Origin of the sequence: Pseudomonas putida (assembly GCF_005080685.1) — a bacterium.
Classification (GTDB): Bacteria; Pseudomonadota; Gammaproteobacteria; order Pseudomonadales; family Pseudomonadaceae; genus Aquipseudomonas; species Aquipseudomonas putida_V.
Genome location: NZ_CP039371.1, coordinates 5232162 through 5249361, shown reverse-complemented (window position 1 = coordinate 5249361; position 17200 = coordinate 5232162). Strand labels below are relative to the sequence as shown.

Here is a 17200-nt window from a genome sequence, read left to right as displayed (position 1 = left end):
GATGGGTTTCAACCTTTCCGCCTGGGCGCTGCGCAATCGCCAGATCGTGTTGTTCCTGATGATCCTGCTGGCTGCAGTGGGCGTGATGTCCTACACCAAGCTGGGGCAGAGCGAAGATCCGCCGTTCACCTTCAAGGCCATGGTCATCCAGACCCTGTGGCCGGGCGCCACTGCCGAGGAGGTATCGCGCCAGGTCACCGAGCGCATCGAGAAGAAGCTGATGGAAACCGGCGAGTACGAGAAGATCGTCTCGTTCTCGCGTCCGGGCGAATCCCAGGTGACTTTCATGGCCCGCGACTCGATGCCTTCCAAGGACATCCCCGAGCTGTGGTATCAGATCCGCAAGAAGGTCGCGGACATTCGCCACACCCTGCCGCCGGAGATCCAGGGGCCGTTCTTCAACGACGAGTTCGGCACCACCTTCGGCAATATCTATGCGCTGACCGGCGAAGGCTTCGATTACGCGGTGCTCAAGGACTACGCCGATCGCATCCAGATCCAGCTGCAGCGGGTCAAGGACGTGGGCAAGGTCGAGCTGATCGGCCTGCAGGACGAGAAGGTCTGGATCGAACTCTCCAACCTCAAGCTGGCCACCCTCGGCGTGCCGCTGGAGGCCGTGCAACAGGCCCTGCGCGAGCAGAATGCGGTGAGCACGGCAGGCTTTTTCGAAACCCCCAGCGAGCGCCTGCAGTTGCGCGTGAGCGGGCGCTTCGACAGCGTCGAGCAGATCCGCCAGTTCCCCATCCGGGTCGGTGACCGCACCCTGCGCATCGGTGATGTCGCCGAGGTGCACCGCGGCTTCAACGACCCGCCCGCACCGCGCATGCGCTTCATGGGCGAAAATGCCATTGGCCTGGCCGTGGCGATGAAGGACGGCGGCGATATCCTGGTGCTGGGCAAGGCACTGGAAGGCGAGTTCGAACGCCTGGCGCGCAATCTGCCGGCGGGCATGGAGCTGCGCAAGGTCTCGGACCAGCCGGCGGCGGTCAAGGCCGGGGTCGGCGAGTTCGTCCAGGTGCTGGCCGAGGCGCTGATCATCGTGCTGCTGGTGAGCTTCTTCTCGCTGGGCTTGCGCACCGGCCTGGTGGTGGCCCTGGCCATTCCGCTGGTGCTGGCCATGACCTTCGCCGCGATGCATTACTTTGGCATCGGCCTGCACAAGATCTCGCTCGGCGCCCTGGTGCTGGCGCTGGGCCTGCTGGTGGACGATGCGATCATCGCCGTGGAAATGATGGCGATCAAGATGGAACAGGGCTTCGACCGCCTCAAGGCGGCCAGCTACGCCTGGACCAGCACTGCGTTCCCCATGCTCACGGGCACGCTGATCACCGCGGCGGGCTTCCTGCCTATCGCCACTGCAGCGTCGAGTACCGGTGAGTACACGCGCTCGATCTTCCAGGTGGTGACCATCGCGTTGTTGACCTCCTGGGTCGCGGCGGTACTGTTCGTTCCCTATCTTGGCGAGCGGCTGTTGCCGGACCTGGCCAAACTGCATGCTGCCCGGCACGGCAAGGATGGGCATGCCCCGGACCCGTACGCTACGCCGTTCTATCAGCGGGTGCGGCGCGTGGTGGAATGGTGCGTGCGGCGGCGCAAGACAGTGATCCTGCTGACCATCGCCGCGTTCGTCGGCAGCATCCTGTTGTTCCGCTTCGTGCCGCAACAGTTCTTCCCCGCTTCTGGGCGTCCCGAGCTGATGGTCGACCTCAAGCTCGCCGAAGGCGCTTCGCTGGCCAATACGGCCGAGCGGGTCAAGCAACTGGAGGCACTGCTCAAGCAGCAGGACGGCATCGACAACTACGTGGCCTATGTCGGCACCGGCTCGCCGCGTTTCTATCTGCCGCTGGACCAACAATTGCCTGCGGCAAGCTTTGCCCAGTTCGTGGTGCTGGCCAAGTCGCTTGAAGACCGCGAACACCTGCGTAGCTGGCTGATCGATACGCTGGACCAGCAGTTCCCCGACCTGCGCGGGCGCGTCACGCGCCTGGAGAACGGCCCACCGGTGGGCTACCCGGTGCAGTTCCGGGTGACCGGCGAGCACATCGAGCAGGTCCGTGCCCTGGCCCGTGAAGTGGCGGGCAAGGTGCGCGAGAACCCGCATGTGGTCAACGTGCACCTGGACTGGGAAGAGCCGAGCAAGGCGGTGTACCTGAACATCGACCAGGACCGGGCACGTGCGCTGGGCGTGAGCACCGCGCACCTGTCGAGCTTCCTGCAGAGTTCGCTGACCGGCACTTCGGTGAGCCAGTATCGCGAAGATAACGAGCTGATCGAGATCCTTCTGCGCGGAACCCCGCGTGAACGCGGCGAGCTGGGTAACCTCGGCAGCCTGGCGCTACCCACCGACAATGGCCAGAGCGTGGTGTTGTCGCAGGTGGCGACATTGGAGTACGGCTTCGAGGAGGGCATCATCTGGCACCGCAACCGCCTGCCCACGGTGACCGTGCGTGCCGATATCTACGATCAGGAACAGCCCGCCACCCTGGTGCGGCAGATCGAACCGACCCTGGCCGCGATCAAGGCCAAGCTGCCCGACGGCTACCTGCTCGAAGTGGGCGGCACCGTGGAGGATTCCGCACGCGGCCAGAAGTCGGTGAACGCCGGCATGCCGCTGTTCGTGGTGGTGGTGCTGAGCTTGTTGATGATCCAGCTGCGCAGCTTCTCGCGCACCGTGATGGTGTTCCTCACCGCGCCGCTTGGGCTGATCGGCGTGACCCTGTTCCTGTTGGTGTTCCGCCAGCCTTTCGGCTTCGTCGCCATGCTCGGGACCATTGCCCTGGCGGGGATGATCATGCGTAACTCGGTGATCCTGGTCGATCAGATCGAGCAGGACATCGCGGCCGGGCTAGACCGCTGGCAGGCGATCATCGAGGCCACCGTGCGGCGATTCCGGCCCATCGTGCTGACCGCGCTGGCGGCGGTGCTGGCGATGATTCCGTTGTCGCGCAGTGTGTTCTACGGGCCGATGGCAGTGGCGATCATGGGCGGGTTGATCGTGGCCACGGCGTTGACGCTGCTGTTCCTGCCGGCGCTGTATGCGGCGTGGTTCAGGGTGAAGAAGGGCTGACGAGCAGCCGGCTTGCCGGCGATGGGGCTGCAACGCAGCCCCAGGTGCCTCAGATGGCGCCGAAGACCTTCTTGGCCAGGCTGGTAGCCGCTTGCGCCGGGTTCTGGCGAATGCTCTGTTCTTCCTTGGCGATCATCTCGAACAGACCGTCCAGGGCCTTCTCGGTCACGTAGTTCTCGATGTTGGCGTCTTCCTTGATCAGGCCCAGGCCTTTGGCCTGGCCGGCGAAGGCGTTGTACTGCTGGGCGACGCCGACCTTGTCGGTGGCTTGCTTGACGATTGGCAGGAACTTGGCGCGGATCTGTTCGCGGCTGCTCTTGTCCAGGTACTCGGTGGCCGAGTCGTCACCGCCGCTGAGGATACCCTTGGCGTCGGCCACGCTCATCTTCTTCACCGCGTCGACGAGGATCGCCTGGGCCTGTGGCACGGCGGCCTCGGCAGCGGCGTTCATGCTGTTTTCCAGGGCTTCGACCTTGTCGCCCTGGCCGAACATCTTCATGGCCTTGGCCGCCTTGCCGAGCTTGCCGGGCAGTTCGATGCGCACATCCGGGTTGTCGTTGAAGCCGCCTGGGGTGCTCAGTTGCTTGACGGCAAGCTGCGCGCCCTGGGTCAGGGCATCCTTGACGCCGGCGCTGGCGTCGGTCTGCGACAGGTCGCCCAGCGACAGGGCCATGGCACTGGCCGAGAGCACCAGGCCGGTGCAGAGGGAGGTGAAGCGCAGGGTGGAGCGAATCATGTGTACTTCCTTATCGACGAATGGGTGCGGCGTTCAGCGAACCGGGTCGACCTTGACCCGTACCGGTTGCGGGTCGCTGCCGTCGAGCAGCACGCCGTGGTGTTCGGTGTTGATGAACAGCAGCTTGCCGTCCAGTTCGATACGGGCGCTCAGCGCGTAGCGGTGGCCGGGCTTGACCTGGGTGGGGTCGTAGGTGAGGTGGAACGGCAGCGGCACGTTGCCTTTGACCGGGCCTGCCTGGCGGGCCAGGGTCATGGCCGGGGCGTCCATCAGCGACACGTCCTGCAACTGCACGCTGAGGGTGGCGGCAGGCGGCAGGGCGATGCGTTGCAGATAGAAGACTTCGCCGTCGAGCTGCGCTTGCTGGGCGGGCTCGTGGCTGGAGCAGGCCGCGAGCAGGGCGGCGCAGAACAGCATCAAGGGTTTTTTCATGGAGTCTCCGGTGTTGTGGGAGCAGGCTCGTCGTGGTGCAACGCGACCTGGCGGATCGACAGGCGAAGTTCGGCTGAAAGCACGCGCTTGGCCACCCCTTCGGTGAGTTCGCCGAGCTTGTCGTGGTAGCCCAGCTTGCCGTTGCCGTCCGGGCGCAGCACGCCTTGTTCGAGCAAGGTCTGGATGAAGTGGCGGAACAAGGTCTTGTCGAAGAATTCGGGCGCGTTGAGGCCATGCAGAATCGACAGGCGCTGCGCCATCATCACGCACAGGTCTTCGAGCGCTTCGGCGCTGAGCGTGTGCTGGCCGCTGTTGAGCAGCAGCGAGGTCGCCATGTAGAAACGTTGCAGGGTCTGGGTGATGGCGCGGGCCAGCAGGGTCAGCAGGACGAACTGCCGTGAGCTTGGTGCCGGGCGCATGAATACGTCGCCTTCGCGGCGCAGCAAGCCTTGCTCGACCAGCACGGCCAGCCATTGGTCGATCGCCTCGTCCAGTTGCTCGGGTGCCCAGCGCAGGAACAGCTCGGCCTGCAGGTAGGGATACAGCGCGTGCACATACTGGCCGAGCAGTTCGCGGCTCATCCGCGAGCTGCTGAGGAAGAAGCTCGCCAGCAAGCCTGGCAGGGCGAAGATATGCAGCACGTTGTTGCGGTAGTAGGTCATCAGCACCGCATTGGCTTCATCCAGGTAGAGGATTCGGCCCATGGCATCTTTCTGCTCGGACAGCAGGTCCATGCCCCTGACATGTTCGATCAGCGCCTGCCCATCGCCCTCGGGCAGGGTGGTGTGCCTGGAGTACGGCACTTGGCGCAACAGCGCCAGGTACAGGTCGAGCACGCGGACCAGGGCGCGTTCGTCGAGGGCCAGGCGGCTGGTGGAAAGCAGCGCCAGGGCGACCAGGTTGACCGGGTTGACCGCTGCCGCCTCGTTGAGGTGACGGGCCACGGTTTCGCCCAGGCGGCTGGTGGTTTCGTTGAGCCAGGCTGGACGGAACTGCGGGCCGAGGTCCTGCTCGCGCCATCCAGGTTGCTGCTGGTCGAGGAAACCCGCCAGGCGGATCGGCTCGCCGAAATTGACATAGACCTGGCCAAAGCGCTGTTTCAGTGCGCCGATGACCTTGAAGATATCGAAGATCGACTCTTTCTTCTTGCTCGCGCCACGCAGTTCGCCCAGGTAGGTACGGCCTTCGAGCACCCGCTCATAGCCGATGTACACCGGCACGAAGACGATCGGCGTGCGCGAGGAGCGCAGGAAGCTGCGCAGGGTGATCGCCAGCATGCCGGTACGCGGTTGCAACATGCGCCCGGTGCGCGAGCGGCCGCCCTCGACGAAGTACTCCACCGGGAAACCCTTGGTGAACAAGGTGTGCAGGTACTCGTTGAACACGGCCGTGTACAGCGGGTTGCCCTTGAAGGTGCGGCGCATGAAGAACGCGCCGCCACGGCGCAGCAGGCTGCCGATCACCGGCATGTTGAGGTTGATCCCGGCAGCGATGTGCGGCGGGGTCAGGCCATTGCGAAACAGCAGGTAGGACAGCAGCAGGTAGTCGATGTGGCTGCGGTGGCAGGGAACGTAGATGACTTCGTGGCCGGGAGCGATGCCTTGCACCTGCTCGATGTGGTTGACCTTGATGCCATCGTAGATCTTGTTCCAGAACCAGCTGAGCACCACTTCGAGGAAGCGGATGGCGGTGTAGGTATAGTCCGAGGCGATCTCGTTGCCGTAGCGCAGGGCCAGGGCCTCTGCCTTGGCCACCGGGATGTTCTCGCGGGCCGCTTCCTCGCCGATGGCCTGGCGCACCAGTGGGGCATGGACCAGGCCTTTGACCAGGTTGCGCCGGTGCGAGATGTCCGGGCCGATGACCGCGGTCTTGAGGTTGCGAAAGTGCACGCGCATCAGGCGTTGGGCCATGCGCACCGTGCGTTCGTGCCCCTTGTTGTGCGCCACCAGTTCGCGCAGGTGAATGGGCGCGGAGAATTGCACGCGGGTCTTGCGGCCGAGTATGAGAACGGTCAGCAGCCGGCGCAGGCGCCCGGTGACGGCCCAGCTGTCGGCGAACAGCAGCTTCCACGGGCTCGACTCGCTGGCCGGGGTCTGCCCCCAGAACACGCTCACCGGAATGATCTGCGCATCTTCCTCAGGGTGCTGGCTTACCGCCGTGACCAGGCGCTGCAGGGTGGGTGGGGCACCGCGTTTATCCTGGCGCCCGAGCCAGTCTGGCTCTGGCGTCAGGTAGAAGAAGGCTGCAGGTTCCTGCTCGCCGCCCACGCTCACCGGCAGTACAGGGCGTGGCAGGCCTGCCTTGGTGCACTCATGGTCGATCACTGCCAGGTCGGTCAGCGAGGGCGAGGGCAGGGCGTAGAACACCGGGCGGCTGCGGTCGAGCTGCAAGGCCGGCGACGACTGGTTGATCGTTTCGGAGCGCACCCACAGGTACAACAGGCGACGTAGGCCGCCGAAGATCAGGCGGCGCAGGGGAGAACGGGTCATGAAGTGAGTGCCTGGGCAGAATTTCAATGATTATGCAGGCACTTAGTCTGCCGTATCTGCGCAAGTTCAGCAAAAAACGGTAATTCCTACGCCCGTCATGAATATTTTTTGTTCTGTGTCATATACTCGGCCTGCCACTTGCAAGATATTCGCGCAAGCGGCGTCGGCACAGGGGGGTGACCTTGTGCCTGCAAGGCGATCTTCACAATAAAAAACCGGAGTAGTTCAGATGTCGTCTCGTGAGACTGGGAATGTAAAGTGGTTCAACGATGCCAAGGGTTATGGCTTCATTCAGCGCGAAGGTGGTGCGGATGTCTTCGTCCACTATCGGGCGATCCGCGGTGAGGGGCATCGTACCCTGGTCGAAGGGCAGCGCGTGGAATACGCCTGCGTGCAGGGCCAGAAAGGCCTGCAAGCCGAGGACGTGGTAGGCCTCTGAGCCTCTGGCTGTAAGCGTGTAGGAGCGGGCTTGCCCCGCGAACACCGGCGCAGCCGGTGCCAGTCACCGCGGTGCCTGCTTCGCGGGACAAGCCCGCTCCTACAGAGAACACCAGGCTGTCAGGTGCGCCAGGTGATTTCCTCTTCACCATCGGCGCTGATGCGGATCCATCGATCGGCATCCTCTTCCCCATCTTCCTCGACCCAGCCACCCGGCGCGCAGCGGACTTCCACGCCTAATGCGGCAAAGGCAGCGCGTGCGCAGGCGACATCGTCTTCCCATGGCGTCTGGTCGCTTTCCAGATAAAGACTGTTCCATTTCCCCACAGCCTTGGGTAACCAGGTGACCGAAATGTTACCGGCCTTGCACTTGAAGGTCTGGCCTTTTTGCTGCCATTCGCTGCAAGTGCCCACGGCCTGGCCGAGCCACTGTGCGATTCGCTTGTGGTCGACGTCGGCGTCTTTGAGGTAGATCTCGATATCAGGTTGGCGCATAGGGGCTCCGGTGTGCTCAGTCTTGGCGCACGAAATAGTCATAACGCATGGAAACCGTGACCTCGAACGGCTCGGGCTGGTCGATCACCCGGGCGCGCTTCTCGGCACTGGCACGCCAGCCGTGCGGGGTCATCGCCAGCAGGTCGGCACGGGCCTTGGGCGCGGCCAGGCTCAAGCGGAACGCCAGGGTTTCGCTGTGGCCGTGGACCATGCCGGGCGGCACCAGGGCCAGGTGCTTGTCGTCGGCGTAGGGGCGTACTTCATCGTAGAGCACTTCCCGCAGCTCCATCAGGTGGCCACTGGTCGGGCCAACCCGCATCAGGCCGCCGCCAGGGCTGAGCACACGCTTGGCCTCGGCCCAGTCCAGCGGGCTGAATACGCTGGCGATGAACTGGCAACTGGCATCGGCCAACGGCACCCGGGCCATGCTGGCCACCATCCAGGTCACCGATGGGGCCCGCCGGCAGGCGCGCTTGACCGCCTCCCGGGAGATGTCCAGGGCGTAGCCTTCGGCCTGGGGTACGGCCTGGGCGATCTGCGCGGTGTAGTAGCCTTCGCCGCAGCCAATGTCGAGCCAGGCGTTGGGCTGGCGTTCGGCGGCAAGCTCGGCCAGGCGCCGGGCCACTGGCGCATAGTGGCCAGCCTCGAGGAAGTCGCGGCGGGCCTCGACCATGGCCTGGTTGTCACCAGGGTCGCGGCTGTTCTTGTGCTGCACCGGCAGCAAATTCAGGTAACCCTGGCGAGCGCGGTCGAAGCGGTGGCCGGCCGGGCACACCACGCCGTTGTCGAGCCGCGTCAGGGCCGCCTGGCAAAGAGGGCAGGTGAGCATCAGGCGAGCAACCGCACCAGGGTCTGGTAGTAGATTTCGGTCAGCAGGTCGAGGTCGCTGGCCAGGATACGTTCGTCGACCTGGTGGATGGTGGCGTTGACCGGGCCGAGTTCGACCACCTGGGTACCCATGGTGGCGATGAAGCGACCATCGGAGGTGCCGCCGCTGGTGGAGGGCTGGGTATCGCGGCCGGTGACGCCCTTGATGCTGGCCGACACCGCATCGAGCAGCTCGCCCGGTTCGGTGAGGAACGGCAGGCCGGACAGCGCCCAGTCGATCGACCAGTCCAGCTGATGCTTGTCGAGGATCGCCGAAACGCGTGCTTGCAGGCCCTCGACGGTCGACTCGGTGGAGAAGCGGAAATTGAACAGGGCGGTCAGGTCGCCTGGCACCACGTTCGTGGCGCCGGTACCGGAATTGAGGTTGGAGATCTGGAAGCTGGTCGGTGGGAAGAATGCGTTGCCTTCGTCCCAGTGCTCGGCGGCCAGTTCCGCCAGGGCGGGTGCGGCCAGATGGATCGGATTGCGCGCCAGGTGCGGGTAGGCCACATGGCCCTGCTTGCCGCGCACGGTGAGCTTGGCGCCCAGCGAGCCACGCCGGCCGTTCTTGACCACATCGCCAAGCAGGGTAGTGCTCGACGGCTCGCCGACGATGCACCAGTCCAGGCGCTCGTTGCGTGCCTTCAGGCGCTCGACCACGGCCTTGGTGCCATGGTGCGCAGGGCCTTCCTCGTCACTGGTGATGAGGAAGGCGACCCGGCCCCGGTGGTTCGGGTAGTCCTGCACGAAGCGCTCGCTGGCGATCACCATGGACGCCAGGCTGCCCTTCATGTCGGCGGCGCCTCGGCCGCAGAGCATGCCATCGGCATCGATCAGCGCCTCGAACGGCTCATGCTGCCACTGCTGTACCGGGCCGGTGGGGACCACGTCGGTATGGCCGGCGAAGCACAGTACCGGGCCGTCCTGGGTGCCATGGGTCGCCCAGAAGTTGTCGACGTCTTCGATGCGCATCGGTTCGAGCTGGAAGCCCACGGCGCCCAGGCGATTCATCATCTGCGCCTGGCAATCGGCATCGACAGGGGTGACCGACGGGCGACGGATCAGGTCGCAGGCCAGTTGCAGGGTGGGGGACAGGTCGGCTGGGGCCGTCATCGTGGTACTCCGGAAGCGGGCAAGGCGGGCAAGGGGGCAATAGTCTAAAGCAAAATGGCCATGGCTGAGCATCCGTGGCCCTGGCTTTTCCGGCCGACAGTGCGCGGTTTCGATGACTTGTCAGGGAATCGGTGCCCCCTGCCGACATCATTGCAAGATCAATAGTCTTGCCCGTGCCCTTGCCTACAACCCTTAACCAATCATCAAGGAGCCTGGATGAAACGGGTATCAATTCTCTTCGTCGCCGCGAGCCTGTGTGCGAGCGGTCTAGCTGTCGCCGGTAGCGCCGACGTGAAAGTCACCGGCCTGATCAAGCCAGGGCCTGCATGCCCACCCTCAGCGGGGGCGGCCTCTACGATTTCGGCACCATCGGTACCCGTCAGTTGAGTCGGGAGCGCAACAGCCGCTTCAACTCGGACTACCAGGCACTCACTGTAGTGTGCGATACGCCGACCCGCTTCGGTATCCGTGCATATGACTCCCGGGCTGCCAGCGCGTCGACCGATAACTTCCTGTTTGGCCTTGGCATGAGCGGCCACAAGCCAATCGGTAATTATCGCCTGGCGCTTCAGGGAGCCAGCATCGAGGTCGATGGCAGCAAATCGGTATCGCGTTTGTTCAGTAACGACGGGGGCGCGAACTGGAGGCGGGACGACGGGGTAGATCACACATTGATCAGCAACAGCCGGACCAACGCCTTGCACAGCTTCGCGCCGGCAGGCAGCAGCCTTCCCGTGCCGATACAGCGGCTGAGCGCTGACTTGAGAGTGGAGCTGTTCATCTCGCCGCTCAGTGACCTCGACGTTGCCGATGGTATTCAGCTCGATGGCGCCTCGACTCTGGAAGTGCATTACCTCTGAGCCGATGCGACAAGGCGTCCATGAAAACTTCCCCGTACATTTTCTGCTGCATTGCCGCCCTGGCTTCGATGGCGCATACCCCGGTCAGGGCAGATGGCATGGTTCCGGAAACCTCCATCGTCATCGTCCATGAAGCCGACGGTGAGGCTTCGCTTCGTGTGCGCAACGACGACAGCCGGGTGGCATTGTTGTTGGTGGATTTGCAGGATATTCCGGAGGACGAAGAACCGCTGTTGTTCCTCACCCAGCCGGCTTGGCGTGTGGAGGCAGGCAAGGAGCAAGTGGTGCGGTTCATTTTACGTACCGACATCCCCTTGACCACCCAGCGCCTCAAGCGTGTGGTGTTCGAAGGTGTACCCGCAGTGCTGGAGGCCGATGGCGAACCTTCGCGGGTGGGTGTGAGTATTCGTCAGAACCTGCCGGTGCTGATTCATCCCAAGGGCCTGGACTTCGACCGCACCCCCTGGACCAGGCTGCATTGGCGCGTGCTTGACGACGCGCTGCAGGTGCACAACCCCAGCCCCTACGTGGTGAGGTTGGCCCAGGAGTTGGTGCTGCAGCCCTCTGGCCAGCAAGTGCGGCTGCCCCGGGGCTACATCTTGCCAGGTGAGGCGTTGCGGGTTGCGTTGGAGCAGGGTATCCATGCCCCCGTCGAACGGGTCCGGTTGTTTCCTGCCCGGGTATACGGAGCCGCGACGCAGTTCCATGAAGCGTCGCTGCGCCAGCCAGATCACTGATGTGGGGCAGGTGGCGGCTGATATGTCTGGGCTACGCGTGCGTCGCTGGGCTCAACCCAGGACAAGCGCGTAGTGCGGAGGCAGTGTTTGACCTGCAGACCTTGCGCGCGCGTGGCGTCGATCCGGCGGTAGCGGCGTACCTCGGCCAGTCGCCACGCTTTATACCCGGGCTCCAGCGGGTCAAATTGAGGGTCAACGACCGCTCTCTGGGAACTGTCGAAGTGCGTTTCTCCGAAGCAGGGCGCTTGTGCTTCGATCGGTCGTTGCTGGAGGCTGCCCAACTGCAGGTTCCTGCCGATCAGTCCAGCGATCCAGGCACCGATTGTCATCGGTTCGCTCTCGAGCATCCGCAGACCCAGGTGTCGCTCGACCCCCAGAACGCCGTGGTCGACCTGAGAGTGCCCGCTTCCGGGCTGATGCCGCTTCACGCTGGCAAGCCGTTGCTGGAATACGATACCGGTGGCGTGGCGGGGATTCTCAACTACGACCTGTCTTGGGCTAATCATCGCTTCAAGCGTGGTGCCGAGGACGCTTGGGCCGCCAGGACCGAGCTTGGCATGAATGCCGGGGGCTGGGCACTGCGCACGAACCAGATTTTCAGCCAATTCGGCGGTCGGCAACGCCGCACGCTGCTCGATGCCTACGCCCAGCGCGGCCTCGCTGACCAGGGCTTGGTCTTGCAACTTGGCCAGATCAACTTGGGGAATCCCGTGCTGAGCGGCCTGGCGGTCACAGGGGGGCAGGTGTTTCCCGAGCAAGCCTTGGCAGGGCAGTGGCAGCGGCGGTTGGTCGAGGGTATCGCGCAAACCCAGGCCCGCCTGGAGGTGCGACAGGCGGGGCGGCTGGTGCATACGGCATGGGTGGCTGCCGGCCCGTTCGCTGTCGAGCTGCCCGCGCAGGTGGACGCGCATGCTCCCTTGCAGGTGACGATCATCGAGGCCAGCGGCGAACGGCGGGAGCGACGATTGTCGGCGGCGCCGGCTGCGGCAGCGGATTCACCGACCGGTTTTACCTTTGGCCTGGGCACGCTGCGCGGAGTCCGACAGTCGCCGGCGGTGCTCAGTGGCGGCTGGAACGGGGCCCTGGCCGAAGGCCTCAGTGCAAGCCTGGGAGGGCTTTCCAGTAGTGGTTACCAAGCGCTGGGGTGGGGGCTTGGCATGCAACCCTGGGTCGACGCCCAAGCATCGGCAACGGTGCGTCATTCCCTGGTAAGCCATAGTGCGCGGGTCGGGGCGCAGGGGCAGCTTCAGCTGTCGCAGCGCTTGGCGCCGAATTGGCAAGTGACGCTCGGCTATTTGCGCCAAGGTCAGGGCTATCGGGAGTTTCATGACACCTTGCCTGGTGCCTACAGAGTGCGACGTGTGTTCGAGCGCGATCAATACAGTCTGGGTGGGTCCTGGCAGCATGCCGTCATCGGTGGCTTGAACCTGTCGGTCAGTCGGTCGCGCCTGATCGATGGCGAGCGTTCGGGCCGGCTCGGGTTGGCGTGGTCCAAGCAACTGACCCAGTTTTCCGTCAATGCTGGAATGGACTGGGGAATGGGCGCTGCGGGGGATCGGGCGCGAGCTATGCATCTTGGTGTGAGCGTACCACTGGGTGGCAGCCGCCGGCTGCGCACGACCTTCCGAAACGCAGGGAACCTGCAGCGAGTTGGCGTGACCTTTCATGAGCGATTGAACGATCGCGTGGCCTACGATCTCGGACTTGAGCGGCACAGTGGCGAAGACCTGCTGCAAAGCCGTATCGGCCTGTCGCTGATGTCGCGCTACAACCAAGTACGTCTGGATCACGTCGATACCGGGCGGGGGCGGCGCAGCCTGACTGCCCAGGTTCGTGGTGGGGCTGTCGTTCACGACGCTGGCCTCACCCTTTCGGCCTACCCCGTGCAGGACACGTTCGCCTTGTTGAGCATTGGGGAACTGGCTGGCGTCAAGGTCAACACCCCAAGCGGTCCCGTCTGGACCGATGGTAACGGCCGCGGGGTGGTCGCCCGCGTCGAGCCTTTTGGTAGCAGCCAGGTTCAAGTTCACGCCCCCAGCCTGCCTCGCAACGTCGAACTGGGCAATGCCCTGGCGACCGTGCAGGCGCAGCGTGCAGCGGTGTCACAGGTGGTGTTCGAGGCCTACGAGCGGCGCCGCTTGTTATTGCATGGCGCGTTCGCTGGCCAGCCATTGCCTACCGGAGCTGCGGTGAGCGATGAGGTGGATGGTTTCATCACGGTAGTTCAGCGTGGTGGACTGATCTTTTTGCATGACTTTCGTCCCGGACGCCGCCTGAGGGTAGAGTCGCCCGAACTGGGCACCTGTGTCCTGGAGTTCCAGCCTGCCGACCCGTCGGACCCCACCCTGTATTACGAAACACTGCCGGCAATTTGTCGGGCGGTCTGAGCGCTGCGACCGCCCGCGTATGCGCCACTACACCTGCACGGGGTTTTCCTGCGGAGCAGGCTTGGGCAGGGATGACAGCAATGCCATCACCAGTGCCGCAAGGTACGGCAACGACTGCACCAGCAGCATGGCGACCCAGAAGCGCATATCCGAACTTGGCAGCCCCTGCACCAGGAAGATGCCAGCGGCGGCCCCCCACAGCAGCAACATGATGAACAGCTCTTCCCGGGCCTCGGAAATCGCCACCAGTACCCCATGGCTGTCGGCGTTTTTCGGTGTACGGAAGAACGGCATGCTGCTGGTGAAGAAGCCGTACAGCACTGCCTTGGCGATCGTGTGCGACAACGCCAGCCCCGCCAGTGCGGCAGCGAAGGCGTCCTTGAGGTCGACCCCCACCGCGCGGCGGTAGAGGAAGACGATCTTGCCGACCTTGAAGAAGAACAGCGCCAGCGGCGGGATGGCGAAGATCATCAAGGGTGGGTCGACCCGGTGCGGGACGATGATCATCGCCGCCGACCACAGCAAGGCGCCGACGGTGAAGAAGATGTTCATGCCATCGGCGATCCACGGCAGCCAGCCGGCTAGGAAGTGGTAACGCTGGCCGCGGGTCAGTTCGCTGCCCTTGCCACGCAGCAGTTCGCTGGCATGGTGCTTGATGATCTGGATGGCGCCGTAGGCCCAGCGGAAGCGTTGCTTCTTGAAGTCGATGAAGGTGTCGGGCATGAGGCCCTTGCCATAGCTGTTGTGGGCATAGGCCGCCGACAAGCCTTTCTCGAATACGCGCAGGCCAAGCTCTGCGTCTTCGCAGATGCACCAATCGGCCCAGCCGAGCTCTTCCAGTACGGTGCGCCGGGTCATGGTCATGGTGCCGTGCTGGATGATGGCGTCGCGGTCGTTACGGGTGACCATGCCAATATGGAAAAAGCCCTTGTATTCGCTGTAGCACAGCTTCTTGAAGGCGCTTTCGTGCTGGTCGCGGTAGTCCTGCGGCGATTGCACCACGGCGATCTTCGGATCGGCGAAGTGCGGCACCATGTGCTTGAGCCAGTTGCGGTCCACGCAGTAGTCCGAGTCGATGACCGCGATCACCTCGGCATCCTTGGCGGTGTGCGGGATCAGGTAGTTGAGCGCGCCACCCTTGAAGCCGGCCAGGGGCGCGACATGGAAGAACTTGAAGCGCTCGCCGAGCTTCTCGCAATGGGCCTTGAGCGGTTCCCACACGGCCGGGTCCTTGGTGTTGTTGTCGATCACCAGCACTTCGTAGTCGGGGTAGTCCAGGGCCGCCAGGGCGTCGAGGGTCTGCTTGACCATCTCCGGCGGCTCGTTGTAGCACGGCACATGCACCGAGACCTTGGGCCGGTAGGCACTGTCGCCTGGGACTGGCAGGAACTCCCGGCGGCGCTTGTGGATCCACACCGCTTCGGCCAGTTCGTGGGCCTCGGTCAGCAACACGATGAATACGCCCAGGGCACCCAGGGCCAGCAACACGCCAACGGTCAAGCTGAACCAGGTGCTGTACTGCTGGCTGTAGTCATAGGCGATCCATACCAGCACCGATCCGCACAGGAAGGTGATGAACGTCAGGAAGGTCCTGCCCCGCTGACGCAGGGCCGAGCCGTCGATCAGCAGCACGGCGAGGGCGATCATCGCCAGTACCACCGACGCTACCGCCAGGGCACGCCATTGGGGAATCGCCACCACCGGCCCCTCGAAGTTGAACTTCTGCTGGCGCTCGGCGTTGAACACGCCCCAGTAGGCGCCTACCGAACCTTCGTCGCTGGCCTTCCACGGCTGGTCGTAGGCTTCGATGACGAAGTAGTTGTAGCCCCGGCGGTTGAGGGTGTTGACCAGGGTCCGCAGGTAGATCGCCTGGTCGGCCTGGGTCGCGTCGGCACCGCCGCGCATGCGGCCGTTGCTCGGCCAGCCGACTTCCGACAGCAGCAGCGGCTTGCGCGGGAACTGACGCTTGAGTTCGCGGGCGCGGTCGAGCACGAATTCAACCGAGTCCTTCATGGGCACGAATTCCCAGTAGGGCAGGATGTGCGCGGCGATCAGGTCGACATGGCGGGCCAGTTCCGGGTGCTCTTTCCAGATGTGCCATTGCTCGCTGGTGGTGACCGGAACCTTGACCGCTGCGCGGACCCGGTCCAGATACTGGATCAACGCTTCGGGGGTGACCTCTTCGCGGAACAGCGCTTCGTTGCCGACCACCACGCGCACGACGCTGCGCGATGTATTGGCCAGCTCGATGGCTTTGCTGATCTCGCGTTCGTTACGCTCCAGGTCGGGGCTGATCCAGATGCCCAGGGTCACGCGCAGGCCCAGTTCTTCGGCCAGGCGCGGGATCTCGGCCTGGGTGCCTTCCACGGTGTAGATTCGGATGTTGTCGGTGAGCTTGCTCATCTGCTCCAGATCCTGGCGCATCTCGTCGTCGCTGGGGTACTGGCCCTTTTGTGGGCTTTCGCCCAGGCGGAACGGCGAGTATGAGAAGCCGGAGATCTGGTCCGGCCAGGCGGGAGCGGAGACTGGGCGGTTGATCAGCGCCCAGAAGCCGGTGAACAACGCGGCGATGGCCAGGACCACCACCAGGTTCATGCCGAATTTACGTGAAGACATCGTCGTCCAAATCTGTCGAAGGGATAGGACATTAAAGCAGGGTTGGTAGGGTCTTTCCTAACCGTGGAGGTCAGGGAGCGACTGGCCTATAATGCGCGCCGGTTTTTGAGGCATGAGCGTCGGGGTATCCACATGAGCACAGAAGATCCACGTTTCGCCGGCGTTGCCCGCTTGTATGGCGACGAAGGCTTGCATCGCCTGCGCCAGGCCCATGTGGCGGTGGTCGGCATCGGCGGGGTCGGCTCGTGGGCGGCCGAGGCGCTGGCGCGCAGCGGCGTGGGTGAGATCACCCTGTTCGACCTGGATGACGTGTGCGTCAGCAATACCAACCGCCAGGCCCATGCACTGGAAGGACAGGTCGGGCGGCCCAAGGTCGAGGTCATGGCCGAGCGCCTGCGGGCGATCAACCCGGCCTGCACGGTGCATGCGGTGGCCGACTTCGTGACCCGCGACACCATGGTCGAGTACATCACCGAGCACCTCGATTGCGTCATCGACTGCATCGACAGCGTGATGGCCAAGGCGGCGCTGATCGCCTGGTGCCGGCGGCGCAAGATTGCCGTGGTGACCACCGGTGGTGCCGGCGGGCAGATCGACCCGACGCAGATCCAGATCGGCGACCTCAACAAGACCTTCAACGACCCGCTGGCCTCACGGGTACGCTCGACCCTGCGCCGCGACTACAACTTCTCGCGCAATGTCAGCCGCAACTATGGCGTGCCGTGCGTGTTTTCCAGTGAACAGCTGCGCTATCCCAAGGGAGATGGCAGTGTGTGCCTGCAAAAGAGTTTCGTCGGCGAAGGCGTGCGCCTGGACTGTGCCGGGGGCTTCGGCGCGGTGATGATGGTGACCGCGACCTTCGGCATGGTAGCGGCCAGCAAGGCCGTGGAGAAGCTGGTGGCGGGGGCGCGGCGGCCGTCGGAGCGGGTCAAGCCTGAATAGCCGCGGCGGCTTGCTCGCGGG

At 64.2% G+C, this 17200-nt stretch carries 13 protein-coding genes; 6 read left to right on the top strand and 7 right to left on the bottom strand.

The window, feature by feature from the left end; all coding sequences use genetic code 11:
• Position 1: 1 nt before the first annotated feature.
• The gene (locus tag E6B08_RS24485) at positions 2-3067 is read left to right on the top strand and encodes an efflux RND transporter permease subunit (protein WP_136916323.1); all 3066 of its coding nucleotides are present in this window, start codon (positions 2-4) and stop codon (positions 3065-3067) included.
• Between the two features lie 49 nt (positions 3068-3116).
• Here the strand turns inward: E6B08_RS24485 and E6B08_RS24480 are convergent, their stop codons facing one another.
• Genes E6B08_RS24480 through plsB form a run of 3 tightly spaced genes read right to left on the bottom strand, consistent with a single transcriptional unit; the run spans position 3117 to position 6724 of the window.
• The gene (locus E6B08_RS24480) at positions 3117-3803 is read right to left on the bottom strand and encodes a DUF4197 domain-containing protein (protein ID WP_136916322.1); all 687 of its coding nucleotides are present in this window, start codon (positions 3801-3803) and stop codon (positions 3117-3119) included.
• Positions 3804-3836: 33 nt separating this feature from the next.
• Positions 3837-4235, bottom strand: a complete 399-nt coding sequence (locus tag E6B08_RS24475) for a YbaY family lipoprotein (RefSeq protein WP_136916321.1) — start codon at positions 4233-4235, stop codon at positions 3837-3839.
• Positions 4232-6724 (bottom strand): glycerol-3-phosphate 1-O-acyltransferase PlsB, encoded by a 2493-nt coding sequence (plsB, locus tag E6B08_RS24470; protein WP_136916320.1) that lies wholly within the window; start codon positions 6722-6724, stop codon positions 4232-4234. Before plsB ends, E6B08_RS24475 begins: the two co-directional genes overlap by 4 nt.
• Before the next feature lie 229 nt (positions 6725-6953).
• Here plsB and E6B08_RS24465 point away from each other — a divergent pair, with 229 nt between their 5' ends.
• Entirely contained in the window at positions 6954-7163 is a 210-nt protein-coding gene (locus tag E6B08_RS24465; protein WP_003252255.1) for a cold-shock protein, read from the top strand.
• A gap of 119 nt (positions 7164-7282) precedes the next feature.
• Here the strand turns inward: E6B08_RS24465 and E6B08_RS24460 are convergent, their stop codons facing one another.
• Genes E6B08_RS24460 through dapE form a run of 3 tightly spaced genes read right to left on the bottom strand, consistent with a single transcriptional unit; the run spans position 7283 to position 9637 of the window.
• Entirely contained in the window at positions 7283-7657 is a 375-nt protein-coding gene (locus E6B08_RS24460; RefSeq protein WP_136916319.1) for a hypothetical protein, read from the bottom strand.
• A 16-nt stretch (positions 7658-7673) separates the two neighbouring features.
• Positions 7674-8486 carry a putative RNA methyltransferase gene (locus tag E6B08_RS24455; RefSeq protein ID WP_136916318.1) on the bottom strand — a complete coding sequence of 271 codons (813 nt, stop codon included), beginning with the start codon at positions 8484-8486 and terminating at the stop codon, positions 7674-7676.
• Positions 8486-9637: a succinyl-diaminopimelate desuccinylase gene (gene dapE / locus E6B08_RS24450; RefSeq protein WP_136916317.1), complete on the bottom strand. Its 1152-nt coding sequence runs from the start codon at positions 9635-9637 to the stop codon at positions 8486-8488. The genes E6B08_RS24455 and dapE overlap by 1 nt, the downstream gene beginning before the upstream one ends.
• 326 nt (positions 9638-9963) lie before the next feature.
• On the opposite strand from dapE, the gene E6B08_RS24445 reads away from it, so the two are divergent.
• The 3 genes from E6B08_RS24445 to E6B08_RS24435 all read left to right on the top strand — a co-directional run bounded on the left by E6B08_RS24445 (position 9964) and on the right by E6B08_RS24435 (position 13621).
• Positions 9964-10497 carry a DUF1120 domain-containing protein gene (locus E6B08_RS24445; RefSeq protein WP_136916316.1) on the top strand — a complete coding sequence of 178 codons (534 nt, stop codon included), beginning with the start codon at positions 9964-9966 and terminating at the stop codon, positions 10495-10497.
• A gap of 20 nt (positions 10498-10517) precedes the next feature.
• Positions 10518-11234 carry a fimbria/pilus chaperone family protein gene (locus E6B08_RS24440; protein WP_136916315.1) on the top strand — a complete coding sequence of 239 codons (717 nt, stop codon included), beginning with the start codon at positions 10518-10520 and terminating at the stop codon, positions 11232-11234.
• 83 nt (positions 11235-11317) lie between these two features.
• Positions 11318-13621: a fimbria/pilus outer membrane usher protein gene (locus E6B08_RS24435; RefSeq protein ID WP_192938589.1), complete on the top strand. Its 2304-nt coding sequence runs from the start codon at positions 11318-11320 to the stop codon at positions 13619-13621.
• A 27-nt stretch (positions 13622-13648) separates the two neighbouring features.
• Here the strand turns inward: E6B08_RS24435 and E6B08_RS24430 are convergent, their stop codons facing one another.
• Positions 13649-16237, bottom strand: a complete 2589-nt coding sequence (locus E6B08_RS24430; RefSeq protein WP_136916313.1) for a glycosyltransferase — start codon at positions 16235-16237, stop codon at positions 13649-13651.
• 132 nt (positions 16238-16369) lie between these two features.
• On the opposite strand from E6B08_RS24430, the gene tcdA reads away from it, so the two are divergent.
• Entirely contained in the window at positions 16370-17179 is an 810-nt protein-coding gene (tcdA, locus tag E6B08_RS24425; RefSeq protein ID WP_136916312.1) for a tRNA cyclic N6-threonylcarbamoyladenosine(37) synthase TcdA, read from the top strand.
• Positions 17180-17200 lie beyond the last annotated feature (21 nt).